This window comes from Sphingomonas sp. ERG5, assembly GCF_000803065.1.
GTDB lineage: Bacteria > Pseudomonadota > Alphaproteobacteria > Sphingomonadales > Sphingomonadaceae > Sphingomonas.
Genome location: NZ_JSXI01000059.1, coordinates 113,060 through 135,255, shown reverse-complemented (window position 1 = coordinate 135,255; position 22,196 = coordinate 113,060). Strand labels below are relative to the sequence as shown.

Sequence of the window (22,196 nt, the reverse complement as noted above, 5' to 3'; positions counted from 1 at the left end):
TTAGATTTTCATTTGCACGCAAGCTGTACGTCGGCGGGCGAAACGATCCGCGCCGATGAGAGTGTGATGTCGAGCCGGCCCGCCGTTGCGACCATCAGCGGCGCATCGACCTGCTTCATGTTGACGCCCGCCTTTTCGAAGCAGCGCAGCGGGATCGCGATGCGCGTCCAGTTCATCGTCTTCGCTGCCTCGACCAGCATGGCGCGGATCGGGAAGCCGCCCAGGCAATTGGCACCGCACCGCATCATCAGGCTGACTTCAGCGGTGGGCGGCACATTGACCTTCAACTCCAGTTCAAGCGCGAGATCGCCGTTTGATTGCCGCGTCAGATCGACCGACTGATCCTGCACGATCGCGGCGATGGCGTTGCCCTGCCCGCTCCAGCCGATCCGCACCGAATCTTCCTGCGCCGCCCGGTCGGCGGGGCGGGCGACGATCAGTTCAGGACCTGGATTGACGGAAAGAGCGCCGGGCTTGCCCAGCAACAATCGACGCCCCTCACCCGGTTTGCCGGCAGCAAAGACGATGCCCGGGCCGCCACTTGCCGCCTGGGCGCGTGTCTCCGGCAGCGTCGATAACTCGCCCTTGCCGGCGAAAGTCAGCCCATAACCATAGGGAAATAACGGGTTGTAATTGGCATCGCCGATATTGACCGAGTTCTGATCGCTCGATCTCGGCCAACTGTAGGACAATCTACCCCGGAAATCGGATTTGCCGAACAACACATCGGCAACGCCGCCTCCCTCCGATCCCGGAAGCCAGGCAGCAACAAAGGCATCGGATGCGTTGAGAAACGGATTGACCCACATCGCGCGTCCCGAAAGAAACACGGCGACGGTCGGGATGCCGGCGGCTTTGAGCGCGCGCAGCGTTGCCAGGCTTTTCGCATCCTCATAGCCAATATCAGGCCGGTCGCCCTGGAATTCCGCATAGGGGTCCTCGCCAAAGACGACGATCGCAGCATCAGGCCTGTTGGAATATCTGCCATCGAGAGCAAGCGTTGCGGTGCCGCCGGCCGCTTTCACATTTTCCTCAATTCCTTCCCAGATCGATTGGGCATTGGGGAAATCGGCGCGCGTTGTGTCAGTGCCCTGCCAGGTCAGAGTCCAGCCGCCGGACTGCTTGGCCGGATTGTCGGCACCGTCACCGGCGACCAGGATCTTTCCGCCCGGCTTCAGCGGCAACATGTGATTGGCGTTCTTGAGCAGCACCAGCGATTCCCGCACCGCCGCACGTGCGAGCGCCCGGTGATCCGGGCCGCCCAACAAATCGTAGCGACCGGCAAAGGGACGCGATGACGGTTTGCCAGCCTCGAACACGCCGGCGCGTAGCTTGACTCGCAGGATGCGGCGCACCGCGTCGTCGAGCCGCGCCATCGGCAAGGTTCCGTCCTGCACATGCTTCAACGTGGTTCGATACAGCTCTTTCCAACTGTCAGGCGCCATATACATGTCGAGCCCTGCTGCGGCCGATTGAGGACAATCGGTCGTGGTGCAGCCCGCAACCCCGCCATGGCCGTTCCAGTCGCCGACCAGGAATCCGTCGAAATTCCAACGCTGCTTCATCACGCCGGTCAGCAGGGACCGGTTGCCGTGCATCTTGACACCGTTCCAGCTGGAGAAGCTGACCATCACCGACTGCGCACCCGCATCGAGCGCGGCAAGATACGGCGGACTGAACAGGTCTCGCAGATCAGTCTCGCCCATCCGGGCGTCGCCCTGATCCTTCCCGCCCGCAGTACCGCCGTCGCCCAGGAAGTGTTTGGCGGTGGCGACGACGTGAGGACCGCGCAACCAGTCGCTACTGCCGGTTTTGCCCTGGAGCCCCTCGACCAGTGGACGGGCATAGGCAGTGGGTATTTCCGGCGTCTCGGCGAAACCCTCATAGGTGCGGCCCCAGCGATCGTCACGGACGACGGCCAGGGTTGGGGCGAATGCCCAATCGATCCCCGTCACCCGCATCTCGATCGCGGTCGCGGCGCCGATGCGCCGGACAAGGTCCGGATCGCGTGCCGCGCCCAGGCCGATATTGTGCGGAAAGAGCGTGGCGCCGACCACATTATTGTGCCCGTGGACAGCATCGGTGCCCCAGATGATCGGGATTCGCGGCAGCGTCCCGTCCGGTTTCATTGATGCTGCATAAAAGGCGTCCGCAGTCGCGAGCCAGTCTTTAGCCGGCGCATTGTAACGACCACCCGGATCCGAATTGCCACCGTTCAGGATCGCGCCGAGATGATAGCGATAGACCTCGTCGGGAGTGACACTGGCGATGTCGGCCTGGATGATCTGCCCGACCTTCTGCTCCAACGACATCGCGGCAAGCAATTGCGAGATGCGCTGCTCGATGGCTGGGTCGAAAGGCGAGGCAGCGCGAAGGGGCCAGACCGAAGGGTCCGCCTCTCCCGTCGTCGACGATGCAGGACTATCGGGCAGCCGCGCCATCGATCCCGTCAGCGGCAAGCCGACCAGCATCAGAATCGACGCGCCGTAACTCGCGAAACGCAAATTGCGTTTGACCAATATCCCCTCCCCACACTCATTCTTTCAACTGTCAACGTTTACCGATCAGTCCGGTAAACGTTTACCGAATCTGATTTACAAATGTCAATCGGGAGCGTCATTCATGACCGGGAGAAGGAAATTTAGAGCGGCCGATCGAGCCGGCCGGTGATTACTGCGACACGTCACACAGGCGGGCGACAATCGATTTGTGGACTATCCGGCGGGAGCCGCAGTCGATCCGCGGGCCAGCACTTCATGCCGTCGATCACGTCGGCATGACGCGACATCCCCTGATTCCAGGGCAGCGATGAGAAGGTTGGTGGCCTCCCAGGCCATTTCATGAACCGGCTGATGGACGGTCGTCAGTTGCGGCCATGCGGTGCGCGAGATTTCGGAGTTATCAAAACCCGCGACGGACAGATCATCGGGAACCGACAGCCCCGACGCGCGCGCGGCCGCCATCGCCGCTACCGCCATATCATCGTTCTGGGCAAGAATTGCGGTCGGCGCGGGGCGACGCGAGAGAAGGATCAAGGCAGCCTCATGGCCCTTATCGTAGGTAAAATCGCCCCTGACGATCAGATTCTCGTCTATCGAAACGCCTGCCGCAGCGAAGGCCTGGCGATAGCCCGCCATCCGGGCAGCGCTGGCGGAATGCGACGGATCGCCCATGATAATGCCGATCCGTCGATGTCCCAGCTTTAACAGATGTGCGGCGACATCTCGCGCCGCATGACATTCGTCCATGACGATGACGATCCCACGATCGAGATCCTGATGAGGCGTAATCCGGGCATAAGCCAGTTTCTGCCGTTCCAGGATATCAAGGACTTCAGGCTGATCGCAGGCCGGTGGCGCCAGCAAGACACCGTCAAGGCCCGCGCGAACGAGAAATTGTCCAAGCTCGGCGGGCCGGCTCGCCACGTCCCCGAAGGGCAGGACCACGAGCCGGTAACGCTCGTTCTCCAACCGATCGATCGCCCCTTTCTGCAATTCCACGACATAGCTCGGACTGGGGCGCTCATAGGTAAGACCGATAAGGAAAGTGCGACGGGCGATCAGGCTCTGGGCGGCAATATTGGGATGGTAATCGAGAGCGGCAGCCGCTTCCTTGACCTTTTTCCGGACGGCCGGGCTCACATGCGGAACATCGTTAAGCGCGCGGGACACCGTTTTGGGAGAAACGCCCGTCACTTTGGCGATGTCTATGATTGTTGCTCGTTTGATGATCTCGCGCTCCGGATGTGGATGACCCCACAGCAGGGCAACCTAGGCCAATTGCGTCGCTACTCAAGGAGTCGCAGTCCGACCGGCGAGACCATGCCACGCTCTCTCGCGCACCACCCGCAACGCGCTGTTGCCTATGTCAGCTATTCCCGCCGAGCAGGTCGTCGGACGGGAATGGCCGATGCCTTAGGAAAAAGTCTCGGCGAGATGATCGAGTTTGTCATCTTTGGGGTCCTCGCCGAAGCGATTGGGACCGTTGGTGCCGGCAGTGCACGTCCAGACCAGCAGCAGGATGCCGAACCCGATCAGCGCCAGCACCGCAACGATGCCCAGGCCTACCATTCCTGGTGCGATGAACGCGCCAGTACCGATACCGGCCAGGGCGACCACCATGAAGGCGACGAGCAGCCCGATCGGAGCGAGCAACCACAAGCCGCTGCGATTGACGTCGTGCAAGCGCCGGACGGTGACCGCAATGCCGGGGATCAGGGTGGCGAGCGAGAAGATATTACCGAGAACGCCGCTCGAACTATAGGCGGCCGCCGCGAAAGACGTGGCGCTGCCATCCACCGCAGCTTCGCTGCTGCCATCCAGGCCGAGCCCGGCATCGACCAGCGCCAGAACGATATTCGCGATAACCACGAACAGGGTCCACACCCAATATTCCTTGCGGCGCGATCGACCGCTGAATTGGAAATACCGCTTGAGCGGCAGGATCATGAATTCCATTTTTTTGCCCCAACCATTACCTTCAGCCCGCGATCAGCGGCGAGCGCACACCTTTTCCAGGCCGCGCTCGCCCACTGCCGTCAGTTGAAGATGCCGGAAAGTTCTTTCACGCTATTGGGATCGAGCGGATCCGGCCCGAACCGGTTGGTGCCAGACGTACCCGGCAGGCACATGAATACCAGCACGATAAAGCCACCCACATAAGGGATCAGACTGATCAGGACGAACCAGCCCGATTTGTCCTGATCATGAAAGCGACGCACTTGAACGGCAATCGATGGCACGACCAGAGCGAGGACCGCGAGGACGGACAGGGTAATCAGAATCCAGCCAAAAGCAGACGGGCCACGTCCTTCCGCGGGCGACCCGAATCCGCCGGCCATGACGATCAGCGCGGTGAGCACGGCATAAAAGATCAGCAGGCCGAGCGCGAACATCCAATATTCTTTGCGGCGCGACCGTCCGCTAAAGTCGGCGTAGCGCTTCAACGGTAACAACATCCATTCCATGAGAGCCCCTTTCGGTTGTGCGTGCCCCCGCACGGACCGCAGCCTAACGCATTATGGGCGGTTCACAAGCGGCGTGCGCCGGTCCCCGCCGGTAGCCACGGCGAGGATCGACATCGTACCCCTTGCCGGCCGTCATTGGATCAATCAGGCTATGCCGATGACGTCATGATCGTTCGCCTGCGCTTGCAAACTTTCTCCTCTCCGGGCGGGCAGGCCAATGATCATGGCATCGCGAAAAACGATTGATTAGAGCACCGCCGACTGCCGGCACCACAGCATCAGGACAGAGTGGGAACGATGATACCATCCCTAGGCGCGATCGAAGTCGTGACATTGTTCGTCGATGACTTTCAGGCGACGAGAGATTTCTACCGAAATGTCTTCGCCGCCGAACCGGTATATGCGGACAAGGTGTCGGAAGTCCTGAAATTCGGCGGATTACTGGTCAATCTGCTGCAATCCACCGAAGCGCCGGAGTTGGTCAAACCCTGCCCCGTCGCGCCCGCGGAAAGCGGCACGCGCATGTTGCTCACCGTCAAAGTCGAGAACACTGACGCCGTATGCGCGGCGTTGGCCCGACATGGTGTGATCTTGCTGAACGGCCCGATCGACCGCCCATGGGGCCGACGTACCGCCGCGTTCGCCGACCCGGCCGGACATGTCTGGGAAATCGCGCAGGAGATACCGGTCGCTTAGTGGCGACGTTGGATGGATGCACAGCGCCCCGCATGAATGGCCTGGAATCTCCGCCTAATGCTGGGTCGTCATCACCTTTGCCCCGGAAAAATCGCTTCGTTCCAGATGGTCGGTCCGGACGAAGAAATAGATCGGGTTGGCATCATTGACCCGGAGATCCATGCCCGGCCGGATTCGATTTCCAACAGCGATCGCTAGCGCTCCACGCCTTTGGTGATTGTAGCTTCATTCTTCGGAATCCAGCGCACATTCTCGTCATCGCCGGTCGACCAAGGCTGGTAGATGCAGCCGTTGCGCAGCCAGATTCCCTTTTCGGGCTCCGGCCGCGGAGTTGGCTTGCGCGAAAGAACAGCCTCCTTCAGTTTCCGTTCCATCCGCGCATTCTTGATCGCTGCGAAGAGGCAAGCCATGGTTGGGCCTCACCCTTATGATCATCTCCTGAATCGCTACGGCGCCGAGCATTGCCTTCGTGGCCTACTTGGCAAACCGGCAGTTCTAAGAATGTCGATGGCGTGTTGTGTCCGCCGTAATCGCAAGCCTTGGAACATAGTATCTCCATTGCAAGCGCTTTGCGGCGAGAGGGCAATGAATGGAAATGGCCGCTTAAGGTTTGTTATCCACACCCCCCACGTCGCAAATGGGTTGACTGCGCCGGGCCCGGCATGGTTACCTTCCCAAAGGGAATTCTGAATTCCTAAGCTCAGTCGCAAGACCCAGAGCGCTGTAACTCTCCCCGCGATTAAGCGGGTCACAGATTTATTAGCGCGGGATCTTTTGTGATGAACCGATGGCAAGCAATCGTAGAAATCGTCAGATCATTCAATGATCGAGGCAAGCATTGGCATGCGCTGACGGCCATGATCGTGATGGCGTGCATACCGGTCGGAACCGTTGTCGCCATAGCGCTGCTCCGTTGATTAGTTGGGCTGGCTGAAAGACCGGCCTCCTTCAGCTTCCGCTTCCCGTGCATCCTTGATCGTCGCGAACGGGCGCTTCAGGGTCGACATGCTGGGCCACCTCAACTCCGCGGCGCCTGGCGCCGATAGCTCAACGCCTCAGCGACGTGGATGCGGCCCACGTCTTCGCTGCCCGCCAGATCGGCAATGGTCCGCGCGACGCGCAGGATGCGGGTATAGCCCCGGGCCGACAGGCGCATCGCCTCCGAGGCTTGTGCGAGCAGCTTGCGGCCGGGTTCGTCAGGCGTCGCCACCGCTTCCATCAGCGCGCCGTCGATCTCGGCATTGGTGCGCGCGGGGTGATCGGCATAGCGTGCCGCCTGCACGCTGCGCGCCGCGGCCACGCGGGCGCGGACTTCGGCCGACCCTTCGGCGGGCGGCGGCAGGACCAGGTCGGCGGCGCTGACCGCCTGGACATCGACATGCAAGTCGATGCGATCGAGCAACGGCCCCGATACCTTGGCCTGATAGTCCGCGGCGCAGCGCGGCGCGCGCGAACAGGCAAGCGCGGCGTCGCCGAGATGCCCGCAACGGCATGGATTCATCGCCGCGACCAGCTGCACGCGTGCCGGGAAAGTGACATGCGCATTGGCACGCGCGACGCTGACCGTGCCGGTTTCCAGCGGCTGACGCAGCGAATCGAGCACCGCGCGTTGAAACTCCGGCAGCTCATCCAGAAACAGCACGCCAAGATGTGCGAGACTGACCTCTCCCGGCTTCACTTTGAGCCCGCCACCAACCAGGGCAGCCATCGACGCCGAATGATGCGGCGCGCGGAATGGCCGCGTGCGTGTCAATCGCCCACCGTTGAGCGTGCCCGCAACCGATCCGACCATCGACACTTCCAGTGCTTCCGGCATTATGTAGCAATTGCACCAAGGCGATGACGCCCGCCCGCGCGCAAGGGGGCGAACGCATCGCAAACGGTGGTGTTGCTCCTAACGCCGCTCCAAAAGGAGCATAGAGCGTGTCTGTTTTTCTTGCGGCGCTGATGGCGTTAGGTGGCGGTGTTGACGCCCTTCCCGTACGCTTCGAAATTCGTCCCTCCGGCATATTGCAAGCAGGCGTTAGATTCTTGTCGCCTGCCGAAGATGTCGTAGTACTCAACTCTGATACGAAGAAGCATTACGAGATCGCCCGCCCCCGGATCATCGCATCTGGAGGCGTCAATCTCGCTTCGTATAAGGAAGTTTGCGCCCGGCCCGAAAAGAGCCCCAGTGCCCTTAAAAGGCTGTTCGACTTTTCCAATTTCGCCATCGATAAGAATTTCAAATTCGCGAGCAACCCTGACTGCATATGCTGGCGTCGCGCCAAAATTCTTCATCTTAACTTCAACAGCGAGTTGGTTGCCATTGCGCTTACCGGTCACTTTTTCGGCCGAAATGTAAGCACGCAATTCGGCGCGGGAAACCCGCCTAGTTTCAAGGAAGGTCCATCCGATAAAGGCGGTGCCGATCAAGGTGAGAATGGAGATAAAAAGAGCCAACCGCACGTTGGCGCTCGCCAGCCGGTTGGCTTCCATGACCTGATCTACAGCGGCCCACTGAGCGCACAAATCAGCATTTTTGTCATCCTGCGGATTATCGCAATTGGGCTGATAGCCTTTGGGATACGACTTACCGGGAAGGATGATGGCGCGGCTTTGCTCGCGGGCTGGCTGATAATGATAGCTGGAGCGTTGTTGCTCGCTGGCATTGTAGAGCTGGTAGCTGGAGTATCCTAGACCGCAAACGGTTAGGACTCCAACAACCGCAGCGACGTAGCGCCAATTGCTTCCAGACATTGTACCAAAAACACCGCTGTAAATTTACCCCGCGCCAGCTTGTTCCTGATGTTCGGCTCTGTGTCCACAACGTCTAATGCTGCCAGCTTTTCGACAAGCTGCGCATAGGTGACGTTCCGGCGCTTCAATTCGGCCTTCAACAGGCCCTTCACTTTGGCTTCCCAAACTGTATCCGACATCAAAAGCACTCCATTCGTCGCAAATGTCACCATATACGATACATTAGCCATTGCCTAGAGTGCATCAATGCCACTATATCCGATGCATAAGCACTGGATACGATGACATGCAACACTTTCTCCTCTCAGCCGCAGCCCGCACACTCAGCCTCAAAGCTGTCTTCAAGATGGGCGAAGACGCCGCTTATGACGCCTTCCGCATGATGCGCTGGCCGGAGAACGACGGTGAAGCGGTGTGCCCTGATTGCGGCTGCCCCGAGACGTACAACATCACGTCGCGCCGTCGCTTCAAGTGCGTTGCCTGTCACAAGCAGTTCAGTGTCACGAGCGGCACCATCTTCGCCAGCCGCAAGCTGAGCTACACAGACCTGCTCGCCGCGATCGTCATTTTTGTGAACGGCGCAAAAGGCGTTTCCGCGCTCCAGGTTTCGCGCGATCTCGACGTTCAGTACAAGACGGCGTTCGTTCTCAGCCACAAGCTGCGTGAGACAATGGCTCGCGAGGACGCAGGCCAGATCCTTGACGGTGTGGTCGAAGTCGATGGCGCGTATTTCGGCGGCTATGTGAAGCCTGCCAACTACAAGGATGGCCGCAAGGATCGTCGCTTGCTCGCCAATCAGTCGGGCAAGCGCCAGTCGGTCGTAGTGGCTCGCGAGCGCGACGGCGACATGCTCACGTTCGTTGGCAAGTCGGAAGCTGCTGGCGTCGCGCACGTCCGCTCTGTGGTCTCTGATGACGTTGTGATCCATGCCGACGAGGCTTCGCACTGGGATGTCCTGCACGGCACTTACGTTGCCAAGCGCATCAACCACAGCGTTTGCTACTCAGACGGCACGGCCTGCACCAACATGGCAGAGAGCTATTTCAGCCGCCTGCGCCGCGCCGAGGTTGGCGTACACCACCATATCGCGGGTCCGTATCTCAACGCATATGCTGGTGAAATGGCGTGGCGCGAGGACAACCGTCGCGAAGCGAACGGCACTCAGGCCGCTATGGTCGCGGGCGCTGCCATGGCTTCGCCGGTATCGCGCAAGTGGAAAGGGTATTGGCAGCGGGAGGCGTGAACCCCCATTTCATTACGCGCTTCACTTACCAAGCACTTGACGTGAACAAAAGTGGAACAGTGTGTGACTGCGTTCGTGATATGAGAACGGGCTATGCAGGAGCCCACGAATCGGATATAAGTGGGATATACCGAGTTCGCCCATCTGGGCGTAGGAACCCACTATGGCCGTCACGATCAACATTGCAGAGGTGGCCAAGCCCATAGAGGAGGCGCTGAACGCTGCTATTAAGCGCGTTTACGAGGAGGGCCATGGAGCAGGGCGTGCGGCTGGGTATGCCGATGGCTACGCAGCTGCCGTCGCCGACATTATGTCGGCTGCGCAGAGCATGGCAGCGCCTTCCGCTGCTTCGGCTCGCCCTACGGAGGCAGAGATGCCAAAAGGGGTAGAATTAGAAGCGGGAAAGCCAGAATCAGAGCCTGAGACACCCAAGGCGGTCAGGTCCTTGGCGGAGCAGCCCACGCCGACGCCGCGCGCGCCGAAGGGTATTTTGGATAGCGCATTAGATCTCGCTCTAGAAGCGCAGCCGGGAATGACGACACCTGAAGTCGAGGTGGCGGTGCTGGAGATTGACGGGCGCATTGGGGTGCGCTCCGTTTACAATCGCCTTAGGCATTTTGAGAATATCGGGCGGAAGTTCAGGCGCCGTGACGGCCGCTGGTACCGTATCGAAGATTTGCCGCCCCCATGGGCGGAACCAAGTTCACCGCAAGGTGAAACCGGGGGAGTGACGCCCCCCGGTCTCTTTGAAGCAGCTAAGTAAGGATGGACCGAAAACCAGACGGTCTGGGAGGTGGCACATGAAAAAACCGTAGCTCAATCTTGCGTCACGAAATCGGCCTCTGCGCCCGCGTCTGATACACGCGGGCGTATGCCCATACCACGCTTGCGAGCGTAATGGAAATCCGAAAAAGGGCCGGGAGTTTCCTCCCGACCCTTCCGGCGCATGTCTCAAGCACGTTCTCGATGGGTCGAGATTATCGCTTCACGGCATACGCTCCAAGCCGAATTACTTCAGCTTTGGAGCTATCTTGCCAACGTCCATAACTGCCAGAACCCGGCCTCTCCCTCGGTAGAGGTGGCATGGCCTAGTTCACGCTGGCGACGCAGCGCGCAGGCCACACGCCGCCCCATGCTGTTGAGCGTGTCAGGCGTGGCTGCGATGCCGCGCTCCACAACCATCCGTTCGGCTATCTCTCGCGTGGTCATGGGCTGGCGAGCGGTGCGCAGGATATCCAGAACCATGCGCGTCATCTGGCCGCGCTTGCTCCAGTCAGCCGGGGGACGGAACGCCTTGGGCTTGATCGTCTCTATCGCCAGATCAGGGGCGATGATCCGTAGCGTGGCGTCGATATGCTCTAGGTCCTTGGCAAGTTTGCCAAGCAACTCCTGCGCTCGTTCCAGCTCGCCTGCGACCTCGGCTCGCTTCTTCGCAAGCCCCTCTACCATGTAGTTTGTCATACGGTAGCATACGCATCGTATACGATTACGTCTGTACTCGCCTTGGTGCAATTGCTACATAATGCCGAGTGCTTCCGCCGGGTCGAGCGGCGGCAGGATGCCGGGGAGGCATGCCGCCATCAGCGATTTGCCCGCACCGGGCGGGCCGACCATCAGCAGATTGTGCCCGCCGGCGGCGGCGATCTCCAGCGCGCGCTTGGCGGTCTCCTGCCCCTTCACCTGCGCCAGATCGGGGCCGTGCATCGCCTCTTCGGCTTCGCCCGGTTCGGGCGGTGACAACAGGCCGTGACCCTTGAAATGGTTGAGCAACGACAGGATGTCGGGCGCGGCGATCACCTGGATCGACCCGGCCCAGGCCGCTTCCGCGCCTTGCGAGGCTGGGCAGATCAGGCCCTTGCCGGCCTCCGAGGCGTGCAGCGCGGCAAGCAGCACGCCGGGCGATGGCGCGATCCGCGCGTCGAGCCCAAGCTCGCCAACCACGACATAGTCGGCCAGTGTCTCGGCATCGACCACACCCATCGCGCCGAGCAAGGCCAAAGCGACCGCAAGGTCGAAATGCGACCCTTCCTTGGGCAAATCGGCGGGTGAGAGATTGGCGACGATGCGCTTCGGCGGCAACGACAGGCCCATCGCCGCGATCGCGCCGCGCACGCGCTCGCGGCTTTCCGCCACCGCCTTGTCGGCGAGCCCGACAATGTTGAACGCGGGGAGACCCGGAATGAGCTGCACCTGCACTTCGACCGCGCGCGCCTCAAGCCCAAGATACGCCACCGTCGATACGACCGAAACCATTCACCCCTCCCCGCTGCGACGCCATTGGTAGCGGGTTTGTGGCGGAGCGGAATAGGTCGCGCCTCTTTACAGCCAGGATGGATGCGGAACCTGCCGATCAGCTCCGTCTTCAGTCTTTGAGGTCGAGCGCGTGGAGGCTGAATGCCGGTATCCGATATGAGAGCAGAGGCGATTCTCTATCGGCTGGACCATATCGAGGTCGATGGGGCGACGGTCTGCCATGACACGGAACTGGCGCGCGGGCCGATCATGATCCTGGCGCGCAGCCTGCGCTTTCGCGATGCGGCGGAACGCAGCGCCCTGTGGATCAAGTGCGCCGGCGAGCGCCTTGGCGTGGAGGACGTCGAAACGATGGTGCAGGGTTGGTTCGCGAGCCAGCGTAAGTCTGTCCTGGAATAAGCACCGGCCGCAGCGCGCACGCCACTACAGTTCATTTGAATCCTGTCGGCAAAGATGGGATTGCACCGGTCACGACTCACACCAAGGCCGGCCATGATGCGACTTCTTGTCGTCGAGGATGACGAACGCGCGGCGAAACAGCTTGTCGCCGATCTCGCGGAGCTGGGGCACGACACGATCGTCGCCCCGGACGGACGTGCTGCGCTGGCGATAGCGACGGATGACAAGGTCGATGCGATTCTGCTCGACGTGATGCTGCCCTATGTCGATGGCGTCGCGGTAGCGCGGCTGTTGCGCGAACGCCGGATCGACATGCCGATCATCATGCTGACCGCGCTCGGCGATCTCGACCAGAGACTGACCGGGCTCGATGCCGGGGCGGATGATTATCTCGTCAAACCAGCGGCGGCGGCGGAGATCGACGCCCGTCTCAGGGCGATTGTGCGGCGCGCGGCGCGGACGGGCGATTCCGGCATCATGTCCGCAGGTGATATCGAGGTAAACGAAGTCAAGTATCGCGCCATCCGCGCCGGCCGCGTGCTCAAGCTGCAAAAGCTGGAATTCCAGGTTCTGTGCGAGCTGGTGCGTAATGCGAACAGCGTCGTCACACGGCAGATGTTGTACCAGAATGTCTGGAAGTATGATTTCGAGCCGACCACCAATATCGCCGAATCCTATATCCGGCGGCTGCGGGCACAGATCAACCTGCCCGGCGAGCGTGACCCGATCCAGACGATCCGCGGCGTCGGCTACCGGTTGAGCGATCAGGGCTGAAGTGCGGCCCCGCGCCTTCCGTCCCCGCTCCTTGCGCGCCATCCTGGCGATCTTCGTCGCACTGTTCCTGATCGCGTTGATTGCCGTTCGCGCCGCCAACTATACCATCGCTCATAACGCATTGGAGCATGAGGTTGATCGGCGCCTGGCCGGCGAGGCCGCAACGATCGCCGGCCTGGACGGCGATCTGACGGCGATGGTCGCGCGCATCGACGCTGCACAAGGCAATCACGACACGGCCGATCTCTATTATCTGCTCACCGACAATTCGGGACGGCGGCTGGCCGGCACGCTCCGGCCGCACCGGCCTTTGCCGACGGGTTATTCGAACTTCGGCGAGGAAGCGCAGGTCGATGGCGTCGCGCATGGCCGGGCGCTGGTCCGTTCCGTGGCCGGCGCCGGCACGCTGGTGGTGGTGTCGGACAATGACGAAGTGGTCGCATTCGACCGGCTGCTCGCCAATACGCAGCTGATCGGGCTGGGCGTCACCGCGCTGATCGTGATCGGGGGCGCGATGGGCATTGCGCTGGCGATCGGCGGGCGGATGCGCGCCATGCAGCGCACGGTCGATGCCGTGATCGCCGGCGACCTGCACAGCCGCGTGCCGCTCGATGGAACGCGCAGCGAGTTCGATCGCCAGGCGGCTGCCTTCAACCGCATGCTCGACCGCATCGACGAGCTGATGGTGAACGTCAAACATGCCGCCCGCGACGTGACGCACGAACTGAAAAGCCCCCTCGCCCGGCTCCGTGGCCAGATCGCGGCGATGGCCCGGCATGCCGAGGGCAATCCGCTGCAAGGCGAGATCGACGATGCGCTGGCGCAGACCGACCAGTTGCTCGACCTGTTCTCCAGCCTGTTACGGCTATGGGAAATCGAGGGCGGTCATCGCCGCGAGCGTTTTGCCCCGGTCGATCTCGCCGCGCTGGCGGAGGAAGTGGCCCAATCGCTGCAGGTTGTGGCGGAAGATGCGGGACGCAGCCTGATCATTGGCGCAATCCCGGCGACGACGATCCGTGGCGATATCAATCTGTTACGCCAGCTGCTCGTTAATCTGGTCGAAAATGCGATCCGCCACGCCCCGCCGGGGAGCCGGATCGACCTGGCGCTGGAAAGAAGCGCGCATGCCGTGCGCATGATCGTCGCCGATGACGGGCCAGGCATTCCGGCCGACCGGCACGAGGCGGTGATCCGGCGCTTCGGGCGGCTCGAGGCGCCCGACAAGCCCGACGGCCAGGGGCTTGGCCTGACCCTGGTCGATGCGATTGCACGACTGCATCATGGCACGCTGACACTGGGCGATGCCGGGCCGGGGTTGCGTGCGGTTGTCGAGCTGCCATTGGAGCATCGAGCGGCATCATGAAACATGCCCGGTCTCTGCTGGTGCGCGAGGACTTTGCGCCGGGAGCGCTGTGGAATCCTGTTTCGACACCGAGAAAGAGCGAGCCGGCATAAATTCCGGCATAGGGATGCCTTGGCGGTTTCTGCGTCATGGTTGAATCGCTGCGACGACGCGACTGAGGAAAACGGGGGCGGGAGATATGTTACACCGGAATGTAACATATCCCCACGGCCGCCCCGCCTCAGCCTCCAATAATATATTATACATATCAGATACTTATATTGGAATACATGATACTTCAGGGCGTGGGACTCAGAGAGATTTTGACGCGTGAGGCATACCGATCGCCGTCGGGCGCCGCACGCACAAATGGATCGGATCAGACCAAGGTGCTTCTGCTCAGGTCGAATGGAGAAAGGACGAGGCCCCAAGGGTGCCGACACAAAAAATCCGTCCGTCTCGAGCGCAATCAAGCAACACAACCGGCAACCCGGCTTGTTTCTCGACGCCGCTCGAGACGAACGGAAGTTGGCAGAAGGAACTCTTCCACCGCCCATCCCCTCCAAAGGGGGTGGGCGGTGGCACAAAGGATCAGAACTTGATCGCGGCCTCCGCGCCGAACGTGCGCGGCGCGTTGAAGTTGCCGTAGTCACCCAGGATATTGTTGACGCTGCTTGTCGTGGCGCCCAATCCCCCCAGGCTGTTCGACGGGTCGCGGCGATAGACATATTGTTCGTTGAGCAAATTGCGCGCCCATACCGAGAGGGTCAGCTTGTTGCTGCCACCACCCAGCTCGATATCGGCCAGTGCAATCCGGCCATTGACGATGAACGACGAGTCGTTCTTGGTCGCATATTGGTCGAACGTCTGGGTCGCATCCGCGTAGTTGGCATCGACGTGGAACTTCAGCGTCATCCCGCCAAGCGGCGCCGCATAGTCGATCGCGCCACTCGCCGCATTGCGTGGCGTGAACACGATATAGACGTTCTGCATCACGCCAGTGAATGGGTTCAGCACCGGCGGAATCTTGGTGTAGGTATAGGCATAGGAACCGCTCAGCGTCAGGCCGCGGAACGGATTGACCGTCAGGTCGGCCTCGACACCACGGATCTTGGTATTGCCCGGTGCGTTGACCGTTTCGATCGTGTTGCGGCTCGTGCCGGTGATCGCGTCGAACGACACCGAACTGAAGTCGATCTGGCTGCCCGTGCGATTCATGATGTAGCCCGCAAGGTTCAACCGGACGCGATGGTCGAAGAATTCGGTCTTGGCGCCGATTTCATATGACTTCGCATCTTCCGGGCCGAACTCGCGATAGGTCACCGAGCGCGAGCTCGCACCGCCACCGCGATAGCCAGTGGCATATTTGGCGTAGAGATTGATCCCGTCAGCCGCATCCCAGGCAATGATCGCCGTCGGATTGAAGCGGCTGGTCTTCTGCTCAAACGTATAGGGACGCGGGATGTTGTTGACCTTGTACAGCGCGCCGTTCTTCTCGTCCCAAGTGCCGCGACCGCCAACCGTGAAGTGCAGCGTGTCGATCGGCGAATAGGTCGCCTGGCCATAAACCGCATAGCTCTTGGCATGGGCGATGCTGGCGCGGTCGATCGAGCGGCAGCTCGGCAGTGACCCGAAACCGGCAGACCCCGTGCAGGGATCGAGGATCGTAACGGTGGTGCCTGTCGCGTCGAACTTGTTGGAGCTCGGCGTCGCCGCATCGTCACTTGCGGTTTCGTTGAAATAATAGGCGCCCACTGCATAATCGATCTTGTCGAAATGGCCGACCGCCTGGAGTTCCTGGCTGAACTGATGCTGATAGAGATCGGCCAGGCTGTAGCGGCTGAAGTTGCAGCTCGTTCCCGTGCAGCCAATGCCAGCCACCGGCGGACGATGCGCACCACCACTATTATCCCACTGATTTGAGCTGACGTCGCGCCACGCGGTGATCGAGCGCAGCTCGACCCACGGCGCCACGGCCCATTTCAGATTGGCGGTATAGCCATGCGTCTTGTCGATGCTCGGCTGTTGCGGCACGCCGATATCGGCAACCTTCATCCGTGTGGTGCCATTGATCACCACGGCCGGCGGCAGCCCCTTGACCGTGCCGGAGAAGTTGGCGGGATTTGTGCCGGGCAGGATGCACTGCGGCTGCGACGCGGCGGGGGTATTCACGCCGGTGCCGGCGACGGTGCCCGCGCAATGGTTCGGATTGTAATTCAACAACTGGCTGTAGAATGCCGAGTTGGAGTCATGGCCCATGTCATACGAGAAATCCGCCGTGAAACCCTCGAAGGGCTTCCATCGCGCCGCGGCACGGAAGCCGTAGCGGTCATAATAATTCCAGCCGGTCTGGCCGGCGAGCGGGTTCTTGGTGGTCGCGCCCTGATATTGCTCGATCGCGTCGAGCTTGACGCTAACATTGGCGACTTCGGGCAAGTCGAGATGGATCTGCCCGCTATGGCTGCCATAATTACCGGCACCGGCGGAAATGCTGCCACCGAATATGCCGCTCGGTGCCTTGGTGACGATGCTGAGTGCGCCGCCCTCGGTATTGCGGCCGAACAACGAGCCCTGCGGGCCCTTCAGCACTTCGATGCGCTCGACATCGAACAGCGCCGCGTTCAGGCCGTGCTGACGACCGAGATAGACGCCGTCGATATAGATGCCGACGCCCTGCTCGCGCGCGGGCTGGTTGGCGTCGAGCGGCACGATGCCGCGAATGCCGATGGTCAGCGCGGTCTGGCGCGCTTCGAAGGTCGCGACTCGCAAACTGGGAACGGCGCCGTCGGCAAGGTCGTACAAGCTCTGGACATGGCGATCCTGAAGCGCCTGCGTGCTCAGCACCGCGATGGCGATCGGCGTCTTCTGCAGGTTGGTCTCGCGCTTGGTCGCGGTCACGACGATATCGTCGAGCTGCCCGCCCTCGCTCTCCGCTGCCGGCGTATCCGCCGCAGGTGCGGTATCGATCGCCACGGCATCGTTCGCGGGCTTCTCGTCCGCGAACGCCGGCGACGCCGTCATGGCCAGCAGGGCGCCGCCCAGAAGCAGATGCCGGCGGAAGCGTGAATCATGTCGCATGTGTCAAAAACCCCTTCAGGACCTTGTTGTCCTGCTGAGGCGGCGGCTACACAGATGTTAGGTCAGTAATGTTACATTGAATGTAATAATTGCTGCATTTCCTAGTCATTTTCGCGTCATTATCGACATTTTCTCAAGGAAAAACAGGCCTCCTTGCAATTCACTTCGTATATCTCAATCATATACAGTCAGCATAATATGGCGATCCGTCATCTATTCTACGAAATATTACGATATGCAGATCACTCATCAATTACTTCGTACAAATATATGGAAATATGGAAATAAATATGCGCAAAACCTTGCATCGCAACTGACTCAGGATTGCGCAGTGAATCGTGGCGCGCGTCGCATTGCGCCGGACCGCCATGCGTGGCAGCGCGGGCCGCATGACATCGACTCGCACGCTTCACCGCGCAGCCCTGCTGCTGCTCCTGCCCGTCCTGACCTCGATCGGGGGTGCCGTTCATGCCGCTGCTGCAGACGACGCGCTGCCGCCGTTCTTCGATGCGGCGCTATGCAAACCGCCCTACGACATGAATTCCGCCAACGACCTTTACGAGGCGGCGGAGAAGATCACCAAGCCCGACACATCGCTGCTGACCGCCCATGTCTACAAGATGCCGCGCGAGATCGGCAAGGACGGCTTCAAGACCAAAGAGGTGATCTTTGCCGGATCGTCGATCGGCGTGCTGGTCGAGGGACAACAGGCCGATGCGCTGGCCGCGCGTTACGGCCTCAAGCGCGAAGCCTCGACATTGTTCGGCACCTCGACCAAGGGCTATGCGCGCGTTTTGCCCGCAGCGGAGCAGCCAAGCCCCGATCTGGGCAAGGTCTCGATTATCGCACGCGAGAGTAATGGGTTACCTGGAAAAACACTGCTGGCGTGCGAACTGGTTCTGACGGAAGATCAGGCAGCGCTCGACAATTACGAGAAGAGCAAGGCCGAAAGAGAAAACAAGGAATAGGCAAGCCCCATTGGAGCGCAGCCCGGCGAAGCCGGGTATGGAATAGGCGAACTATCCTCCATTTCGGACCGGAATTACGGACGGCGGACGATCGCTTGCCGCGACGACCAGCAGCAAAACGAGCAGCGCCACGCGATATTCGCTGCCGCCGGTGCCATGTTCGCCGACGAACCGGCCGGCATGGCGGTGGATGATGACGATTCCCATGCCGGCGATGACGAACAGCGGAATCGTCGCCCAACACACGTAAAGGCCGAGAATCAGCAGCGCGCCGCAGACCAATTCACTTAGTGTGATCAGCCAGACCAGTTGGATACCGTAAGGGAATCCTGCCGCCTCCACAAAAGTGCCGAACCGCGGGATCGTGCCGTTGGCGATCCGCACCACCGCGTACGCGAGGAAAAAGACGGCCGTCATGATCCGAGCGATCATGACGGCCAGGGGGAGGGGAATGAAGGGATAGCGCGTCATTGCGCGAAATGTGTCGAAACCTGATCCATTTCGGCAAGAGTCGCTAAAGCCTCGCTTCGCTCGACCGACGGCTCGATCCGGTCGATTTCCTGCGCATCCACCACAGCGCGATCGTACGCCGCGACCGCACCCTGCGGCTGCGCGGCGCGGCTTTTGCCGCGCTGATCGCGGTGATGGACGATGGCGGCGAAGTGCGAGTCGGCCGGACCTATGCCAAACAGGTGCGCCGTCTCTTGCAGGGTGAGGCGTAAGGGCGGCGCTGGAGCGCAGTCCTCAATTCTCATCCCGCGAGTATCGCCGCGATCGTGACCGCGATCGGTGTCGTCGGCCGGCCGATCAGCGCGGCAAGATCGCCACCATCATCAAACAGTGCGCCGGTCGCCGTCTTCGCATCGCATTCGGACAGGAATCCAGCGAAGCCGTCGGGCACCCCGGCTCCGATCAGCACCTGCCGATAGGCCGCTTCGGGCAAGTCGGTATAAGCGACCGCTTTTCCCGCCTGCGCTGCGATCGCGGCGGCGAAGTCGCTCAGCGTATAGCCACTATCGCCCGCGAGCTCGTAGATCCGGCCATCCTGATCGTCTGCAGCGGTCAGCACGGCAGCAGCCGCCACCGCATAGTCCGCGCGTGCAGCGGAGGAGACGCGGCCGCCGCCGGCACTGCCCGGCAACACGCCGGTCGCCAGCGCCGCCTCGACCCGCGCGGTGAAGTTTTCGGTGTACCAGCCGTTGCGTAGCAGGACGAAGGGCACGCCGGATTCGCTCAACAGCCTCTCGGTCGCGCGATGCTCGATACCGAGATCCAGCGTGGTCGTGTCGGCATGCAGCAGGCTGGTATAGGCAATCAGCCCCACGCCCGCTTCGCGCGCCGCCTCGATCGCTGCGCCGTGCTGCGCCTCACGCCGGCCAATGTCGTTCGAGGATATGAGCAGCAGCTTCGACACCCCGGCAAAGGCGGCCGTCAATGTTTCCGGCCGATCATAATCGCCGACCCGCACCACCACGCCCAGCGCGGCAAGATCGGCGGCCTTGTCGGGAGTGCGGACGACCGCGACGATCTCGCCCGCCGGGACCTGGTCGAGCAGGGCGGTGACAGCCAGGCGGCCGAGCTGGCCGGTGGCGCCGGTGATTGCATACATGGGGCATTCCTTCGATGATTGATGCCCGGCAGATAAGGCCCTAACTAACTAATCATAAGTACGTACATAAAGGTTAGTGTAAAATGGCTGACATCGAAGGCGGCATGCGCCTGGCCGAGCGGCTGCAACGCGGCGACGTGTTCGCGCGCGATTGCCCATCGCGCGACGTGATGAAGCATATGACAAGCAGCTGGGGCGTGCTCACGCTGGTCGCGTTGCAGGCGGGAACCTTGCGGTTCAGTGGATTGCGCCGCCGCATCGGCGGGGGGAGCGAACGTATGTTGTCGCAGACGCTGCAATGCCTCGAAGCCGACGGACTGATCGTCCGCCGGTCCTTTCCGGTGGTGCCGCCGCATGTCGAATACACGCTGACTCCGCTGGGAGAGGAAGCGGCGGAAAAGGTTGCGGGCCTTGCCGACTGGATCGAGGAGCGGCTGCCGCGCATCCTCGCCGCGCGGCGCGACACGGCGTCAGGGGGCGATGCCTCCGCCTGACCGCGCCGGCATCTGGATCAGGTTGAGGAAGGACAGCACGATCGCGCCATCCTGATTGGAGACGGTCATCTTCATACTGATCGTACCGCGATCGGGCTTGCTCCTCGATCGCGCGACCGCGACGATCTCGCGCCGGATATGGAGCGTATCGCCGGGACGCACCGGGTGGAGCCATTGCAGTTCATCGACCCGCAGGCCGAGCATCGGCGTCGCGCCGAAGGGCGCGGTGTCGACGAAATCGCGCATCACCAGCGACGCGACGTGCCAGCCACTGGCGATCAGGCCGCCGAACCGGCCTTGCGCGGCAGCCTGCGGATCGGTGTGCATTGGCTGGGGATCGAATTCCCGCGCGAAGCGGATGATGTCGGCTTCGGCGATGGTGATCGGACCACCGGGCCAGCTGTCGCCGATGACCAGGTCGTCCAGGAAGAGGTCGGGGTTGAGCATTTCTGTCTCCGATGAAGTGGCGTGCTCTAATTGAGCAGATCGGGATCGTCAGCGCCTTTTCACGCTCACTCCGGCGTCTTGCGCAAGCAACACACCCTCCCCACATCTTCCCTCATGGCCAACACAGCCCCTCGCCCTCTACTGCGGACCGGCCTGTTCTCGCTTGGCGTGGCGTTGGTGATTGCCTCGCCAGTGGTCGGCATCATCCCCGGCCCGGGCGGGGTCGTGGTGTTCGCCACAGGCCTTGCGCTAATGCTGCGCACCTCGCATTGGGCGAAGCGCCAGTTCGTCGGCGCCAAGCGTCGCTGGCCCAGGGCAGGCGACATGGCCGACCGCGGGCTGCGCCGCGCCAGCCGTGCCCGGCGGCAATCGCGCGCTGAAGAAGCGCGTACACGTTGACTTGGGACCCGGCTTTGCTTATGGGCACCGGCTTCAAGGCCGTCCTCGTGGCGGCCCTTTTATATTCAGAAATACCCCCTTGGGTAAGAATTCTTAGGGAATGACCGATGAAGCGGACCTTTCAACCGAGCAACCTCGTGCGCGCCCGTCGTCACGGCTTCCGCTCGCGCATGGCGACCCCGGGCGGCCGCAACGTGATCCGCGCGCGTCGCAATCGCGGCCGCAAGAAGCTGTCGGCCTGAAGACTCTGGCGATTCGCCGCGACTTTCTCGCGGCGAATTCAGGAAAGCGCGCACCGATGCCGGGATTCGTCCTGCTGGTGCGCGATCGCGACGACGGTGATGCGACGATGCGAATCGGCTACACCGTCACCAAGAAAATCGGCAACGCCGTGGTCCGCAACCGCATGAAGCGGCGCTTGCGCTCGCTCGCGCGCGATCTGCTGCCCGAATCGGGCATTCGCGGTGCCGACCATGTGCTGATCGGCCGCAACGGCGGCATCGAGCGCGATTTCGCGCAACTCCGCACCGACCTCGCCAAAGCGCTGCAGAAGATCGCGCGATGATGGCGAAGCTGCTCATCGGCCTGGCGCGGTTGTGGCAGATCGGGCCATCGGCAGTACTGCCGCCAACCTGCCGCTACGCGCCCTCCTGTTCGGCCTATGCAATCGAGGCACTTCGCCGCTATGGCGCGCTGAAGGGCGGTTGGCTGGCGGCACGGCGTATCGGGCGCTGCCATCCCTGGGGCGGATCCGGTTATGATCCTGTCCCCTGACAGCCAGCCCAACAG

Annotated in this window: 25 protein-coding genes and 2 pseudogenes; 13 read left to right on the top strand and 14 right to left on the bottom strand. The window is 61.7% G+C overall.

All coding sequences use genetic code 11. The features are described from left to right. Window positions 1–8 precede the first annotated feature (8 nt). The 4 genes from OO12_RS18970 to OO12_RS18955 form a co-directional block, all read right to left on the bottom strand. On the bottom strand, window positions 9–2,441 hold the full coding sequence (locus OO12_RS18970; protein WP_443024579.1) for a glycoside hydrolase family 3 N-terminal domain-containing protein: 2,433 nt from the start codon (window positions 2,439–2,441) through the stop codon (window positions 9–11). 273 nt (window positions 2,442–2,714) lie between these two features. Beyond that, window positions 2,715–3,704, bottom strand: coding sequence for a LacI family DNA-binding transcriptional regulator (locus tag OO12_RS18965; RefSeq protein WP_268747931.1), 990 nt, complete (start codon window positions 3,702–3,704; stop codon window positions 2,715–2,717). A 210-nt stretch (window positions 3,705–3,914) separates the two neighbouring features. Beyond that, window positions 3,915–4,457 carry a DUF805 domain-containing protein gene (locus OO12_RS18960; protein ID WP_034160273.1) on the bottom strand — a complete coding sequence of 181 codons (543 nt, stop codon included), beginning with the start codon at window positions 4,455–4,457 and terminating at the stop codon, window positions 3,915–3,917. Window positions 4,458–4,537: 80 nt separating this feature from the next. After that, window positions 4,538–4,966: a DUF805 domain-containing protein gene (locus tag OO12_RS18955; RefSeq protein WP_034160272.1), complete on the bottom strand. Its 429-nt coding sequence runs from the start codon at window positions 4,964–4,966 to the stop codon at window positions 4,538–4,540. 297 nt (window positions 4,967–5,263) lie between these two features. Here OO12_RS18955 and OO12_RS18950 point away from each other — a divergent pair, with 297 nt between their 5' ends. Next, window positions 5,264–5,662, top strand: coding sequence for a VOC family protein (locus OO12_RS18950; RefSeq protein ID WP_034160271.1), 399 nt, complete (start codon window positions 5,264–5,266; stop codon window positions 5,660–5,662). A gap of 194 nt (window positions 5,663–5,856) precedes the next feature. On the opposite strand, the gene OO12_RS18945 is transcribed toward OO12_RS18950, so the two are convergent. Both OO12_RS18945 and OO12_RS18940 read right to left on the bottom strand, forming a co-directional pair. Then, a complete protein-coding gene (locus tag OO12_RS18945; RefSeq protein WP_152616522.1) occupies window positions 5,857–6,036 on the bottom strand; it encodes a hypothetical protein in 180 nt (59 codons plus the stop codon). A 644-nt stretch (window positions 6,037–6,680) separates the two neighbouring features. Beyond that, window positions 6,681–7,547, bottom strand: a pseudogene (locus OO12_RS18940) (YifB family Mg chelatase-like AAA ATPase); the annotation flags it as partial. Window positions 7,548–7,585: 38 nt separating this feature from the next. Between OO12_RS18940 and OO12_RS28160 the strand changes: the two are divergent. Then, window positions 7,586–8,341 carry a hypothetical protein gene (locus tag OO12_RS28160; RefSeq protein ID WP_152616521.1) on the top strand — a complete coding sequence of 252 codons (756 nt, stop codon included), beginning with the start codon at window positions 7,586–7,588 and terminating at the stop codon, window positions 8,339–8,341. 11 nt (window positions 8,342–8,352) lie between these two features. Here OO12_RS28160 and OO12_RS18930 read toward each other — a convergent pair whose 3' ends face one another. Next, complete coding sequence (locus OO12_RS18930) at window positions 8,353–8,580, bottom strand: DUF6471 domain-containing protein (RefSeq protein ID WP_034160324.1); 228 nt, start codon at window positions 8,578–8,580, stop codon at window positions 8,353–8,355. 107 nt (window positions 8,581–8,687) lie between these two features. On the opposite strand from OO12_RS18930, the gene OO12_RS18925 reads away from it, so the two are divergent. Next, entirely contained in the window at window positions 8,688–9,644 is a 957-nt protein-coding gene (locus OO12_RS18925; RefSeq protein ID WP_034160268.1) for an IS1595 family transposase, read from the top strand. Between the two features lie 163 nt (window positions 9,645–9,807). Continuing rightward, window positions 9,808–10,407 carry a hypothetical protein gene (locus OO12_RS18920; RefSeq protein WP_034160267.1) on the top strand — a complete coding sequence of 200 codons (600 nt, stop codon included), beginning with the start codon at window positions 9,808–9,810 and terminating at the stop codon, window positions 10,405–10,407. Window positions 10,408–10,670: 263 nt separating this feature from the next. On the opposite strand, the gene OO12_RS18915 is transcribed toward OO12_RS18920, so the two are convergent. Both OO12_RS18915 and OO12_RS18910 read right to left on the bottom strand, forming a co-directional pair. Then, window positions 10,671–11,093, bottom strand: a complete 423-nt coding sequence (locus OO12_RS18915) for a hypothetical protein (RefSeq protein ID WP_200887510.1) — start codon at window positions 11,091–11,093, stop codon at window positions 10,671–10,673. Window positions 11,094–11,171: 78 nt separating this feature from the next. Next, window positions 11,172–11,897, bottom strand: a pseudogene (locus tag OO12_RS18910) (magnesium chelatase domain-containing protein); the annotation flags it as partial. 141 nt (window positions 11,898–12,038) lie between these two features. Between OO12_RS18910 and OO12_RS18905 the strand changes: the two are divergent. The 3 genes from OO12_RS18905 to OO12_RS18895 all read left to right on the top strand — a co-directional run bounded on the left by OO12_RS18905 (window position 12,039) and on the right by OO12_RS18895 (window position 14,433). Beyond that, on the top strand, window positions 12,039–12,296 hold the full coding sequence (locus tag OO12_RS18905; RefSeq protein WP_034160265.1) for a hypothetical protein: 258 nt from the start codon (window positions 12,039–12,041) through the stop codon (window positions 12,294–12,296). Window positions 12,297–12,389: 93 nt separating this feature from the next. Beyond that, window positions 12,390–13,070, top strand: a complete 681-nt coding sequence (locus tag OO12_RS18900; protein ID WP_235364873.1) for a response regulator transcription factor — start codon at window positions 12,390–12,392, stop codon at window positions 13,068–13,070. A gap of 31 nt (window positions 13,071–13,101) precedes the next feature. Continuing rightward, the gene (locus OO12_RS18895; protein ID WP_235364872.1) at window positions 13,102–14,433 is read left to right on the top strand and encodes a HAMP domain-containing sensor histidine kinase; all 1,332 of its coding nucleotides are present in this window, start codon (window positions 13,102–13,104) and stop codon (window positions 14,431–14,433) included. Between the two features lie 570 nt (window positions 14,434–15,003). Here the strand turns inward: OO12_RS18895 and OO12_RS18890 are convergent. Continuing rightward, entirely contained in the window at window positions 15,004–17,490 is a 2,487-nt protein-coding gene (locus tag OO12_RS18890) for a TonB-dependent receptor (protein WP_082006646.1), read from the bottom strand. 368 nt (window positions 17,491–17,858) lie between these two features. Between OO12_RS18890 and OO12_RS18885 the strand changes: the two genes are divergently transcribed. Continuing rightward, window positions 17,859–18,458 carry a hypothetical protein gene (locus OO12_RS18885; protein ID WP_200887509.1) on the top strand — a complete coding sequence of 200 codons (600 nt, stop codon included), beginning with the start codon at window positions 17,859–17,861 and terminating at the stop codon, window positions 18,456–18,458. 51 nt (window positions 18,459–18,509) lie between these two features. Here OO12_RS18885 and OO12_RS18880 read toward each other — a convergent pair whose 3' ends face one another. Genes OO12_RS18880 through OO12_RS18870 form a run of 3 tightly spaced genes read right to left on the bottom strand, consistent with a single transcriptional unit; the run spans window position 18,510 to window position 20,067 of the window. After that, complete coding sequence (locus OO12_RS18880; protein ID WP_034160263.1) at window positions 18,510–18,929, bottom strand: DoxX family protein; 420 nt, start codon at window positions 18,927–18,929, stop codon at window positions 18,510–18,512. Then, window positions 18,926–19,213: a hypothetical protein gene (locus OO12_RS29180; protein ID WP_034160262.1), complete on the bottom strand. Its 288-nt coding sequence runs from the start codon at window positions 19,211–19,213 to the stop codon at window positions 18,926–18,928. Before OO12_RS29180 ends, OO12_RS18880 begins: the two co-directional genes overlap by 4 nt. Beyond that, window positions 19,210–20,067 carry an NAD(P)H-binding protein gene (locus tag OO12_RS18870; RefSeq protein WP_034160261.1) on the bottom strand — a complete coding sequence of 286 codons (858 nt, stop codon included), beginning with the start codon at window positions 20,065–20,067 and terminating at the stop codon, window positions 19,210–19,212. Before OO12_RS18870 ends, OO12_RS29180 begins: the two co-directional genes overlap by 4 nt. Window positions 20,068–20,150: 83 nt before the next feature. Here OO12_RS18870 and OO12_RS18865 point away from each other — a divergent pair, with 83 nt between their 5' ends. Further along, entirely contained in the window at window positions 20,151–20,561 is a 411-nt protein-coding gene (locus tag OO12_RS18865; protein WP_034160260.1) for a winged helix-turn-helix transcriptional regulator, read from the top strand. On the opposite strand, the gene OO12_RS18860 is transcribed toward OO12_RS18865, so the two are convergent. Next, the gene (locus OO12_RS18860; protein ID WP_034160259.1) at window positions 20,538–21,008 is read right to left on the bottom strand and encodes a MaoC family dehydratase; all 471 of its coding nucleotides are present in this window, start codon (window positions 21,006–21,008) and stop codon (window positions 20,538–20,540) included. The two genes, OO12_RS18865 and OO12_RS18860, sit on opposite strands and share 24 nt — an antisense overlap. A gap of 114 nt (window positions 21,009–21,122) precedes the next feature. Between OO12_RS18860 and OO12_RS18855 the strand changes: the two genes are divergently transcribed. The 4 genes from OO12_RS18855 (at window position 21,123) to yidD (ending at window position 22,181) form a co-directional block, all read left to right on the top strand. Beyond that, window positions 21,123–21,407 (top strand): hypothetical protein, encoded by a 285-nt coding sequence (locus tag OO12_RS18855; protein ID WP_034160258.1) that lies wholly within the window; start codon window positions 21,123–21,125, stop codon window positions 21,405–21,407. Between the two features lie 107 nt (window positions 21,408–21,514). Next, window positions 21,515–21,649 carry a 50S ribosomal protein L34 gene (gene rpmH, locus OO12_RS27590; RefSeq protein ID WP_010162954.1) on the top strand — a complete coding sequence of 45 codons (135 nt, stop codon included), beginning with the start codon at window positions 21,515–21,517 and terminating at the stop codon, window positions 21,647–21,649. Continuing rightward, entirely contained in the window at window positions 21,646–21,972 is a 327-nt protein-coding gene (rnpA, locus tag OO12_RS18850) for a ribonuclease P protein component (protein ID WP_327196040.1), read from the top strand. The genes rpmH and rnpA overlap by 4 nt, the downstream gene beginning before the upstream one ends. Then, window positions 21,969–22,181 carry a membrane protein insertion efficiency factor YidD gene (gene yidD, locus OO12_RS18845; protein ID WP_034160257.1) on the top strand — a complete coding sequence of 71 codons (213 nt, stop codon included), beginning with the start codon at window positions 21,969–21,971 and terminating at the stop codon, window positions 22,179–22,181. The genes rnpA and yidD overlap by 4 nt, the downstream gene beginning before the upstream one ends. Window positions 22,182–22,196 lie beyond the last annotated feature (15 nt).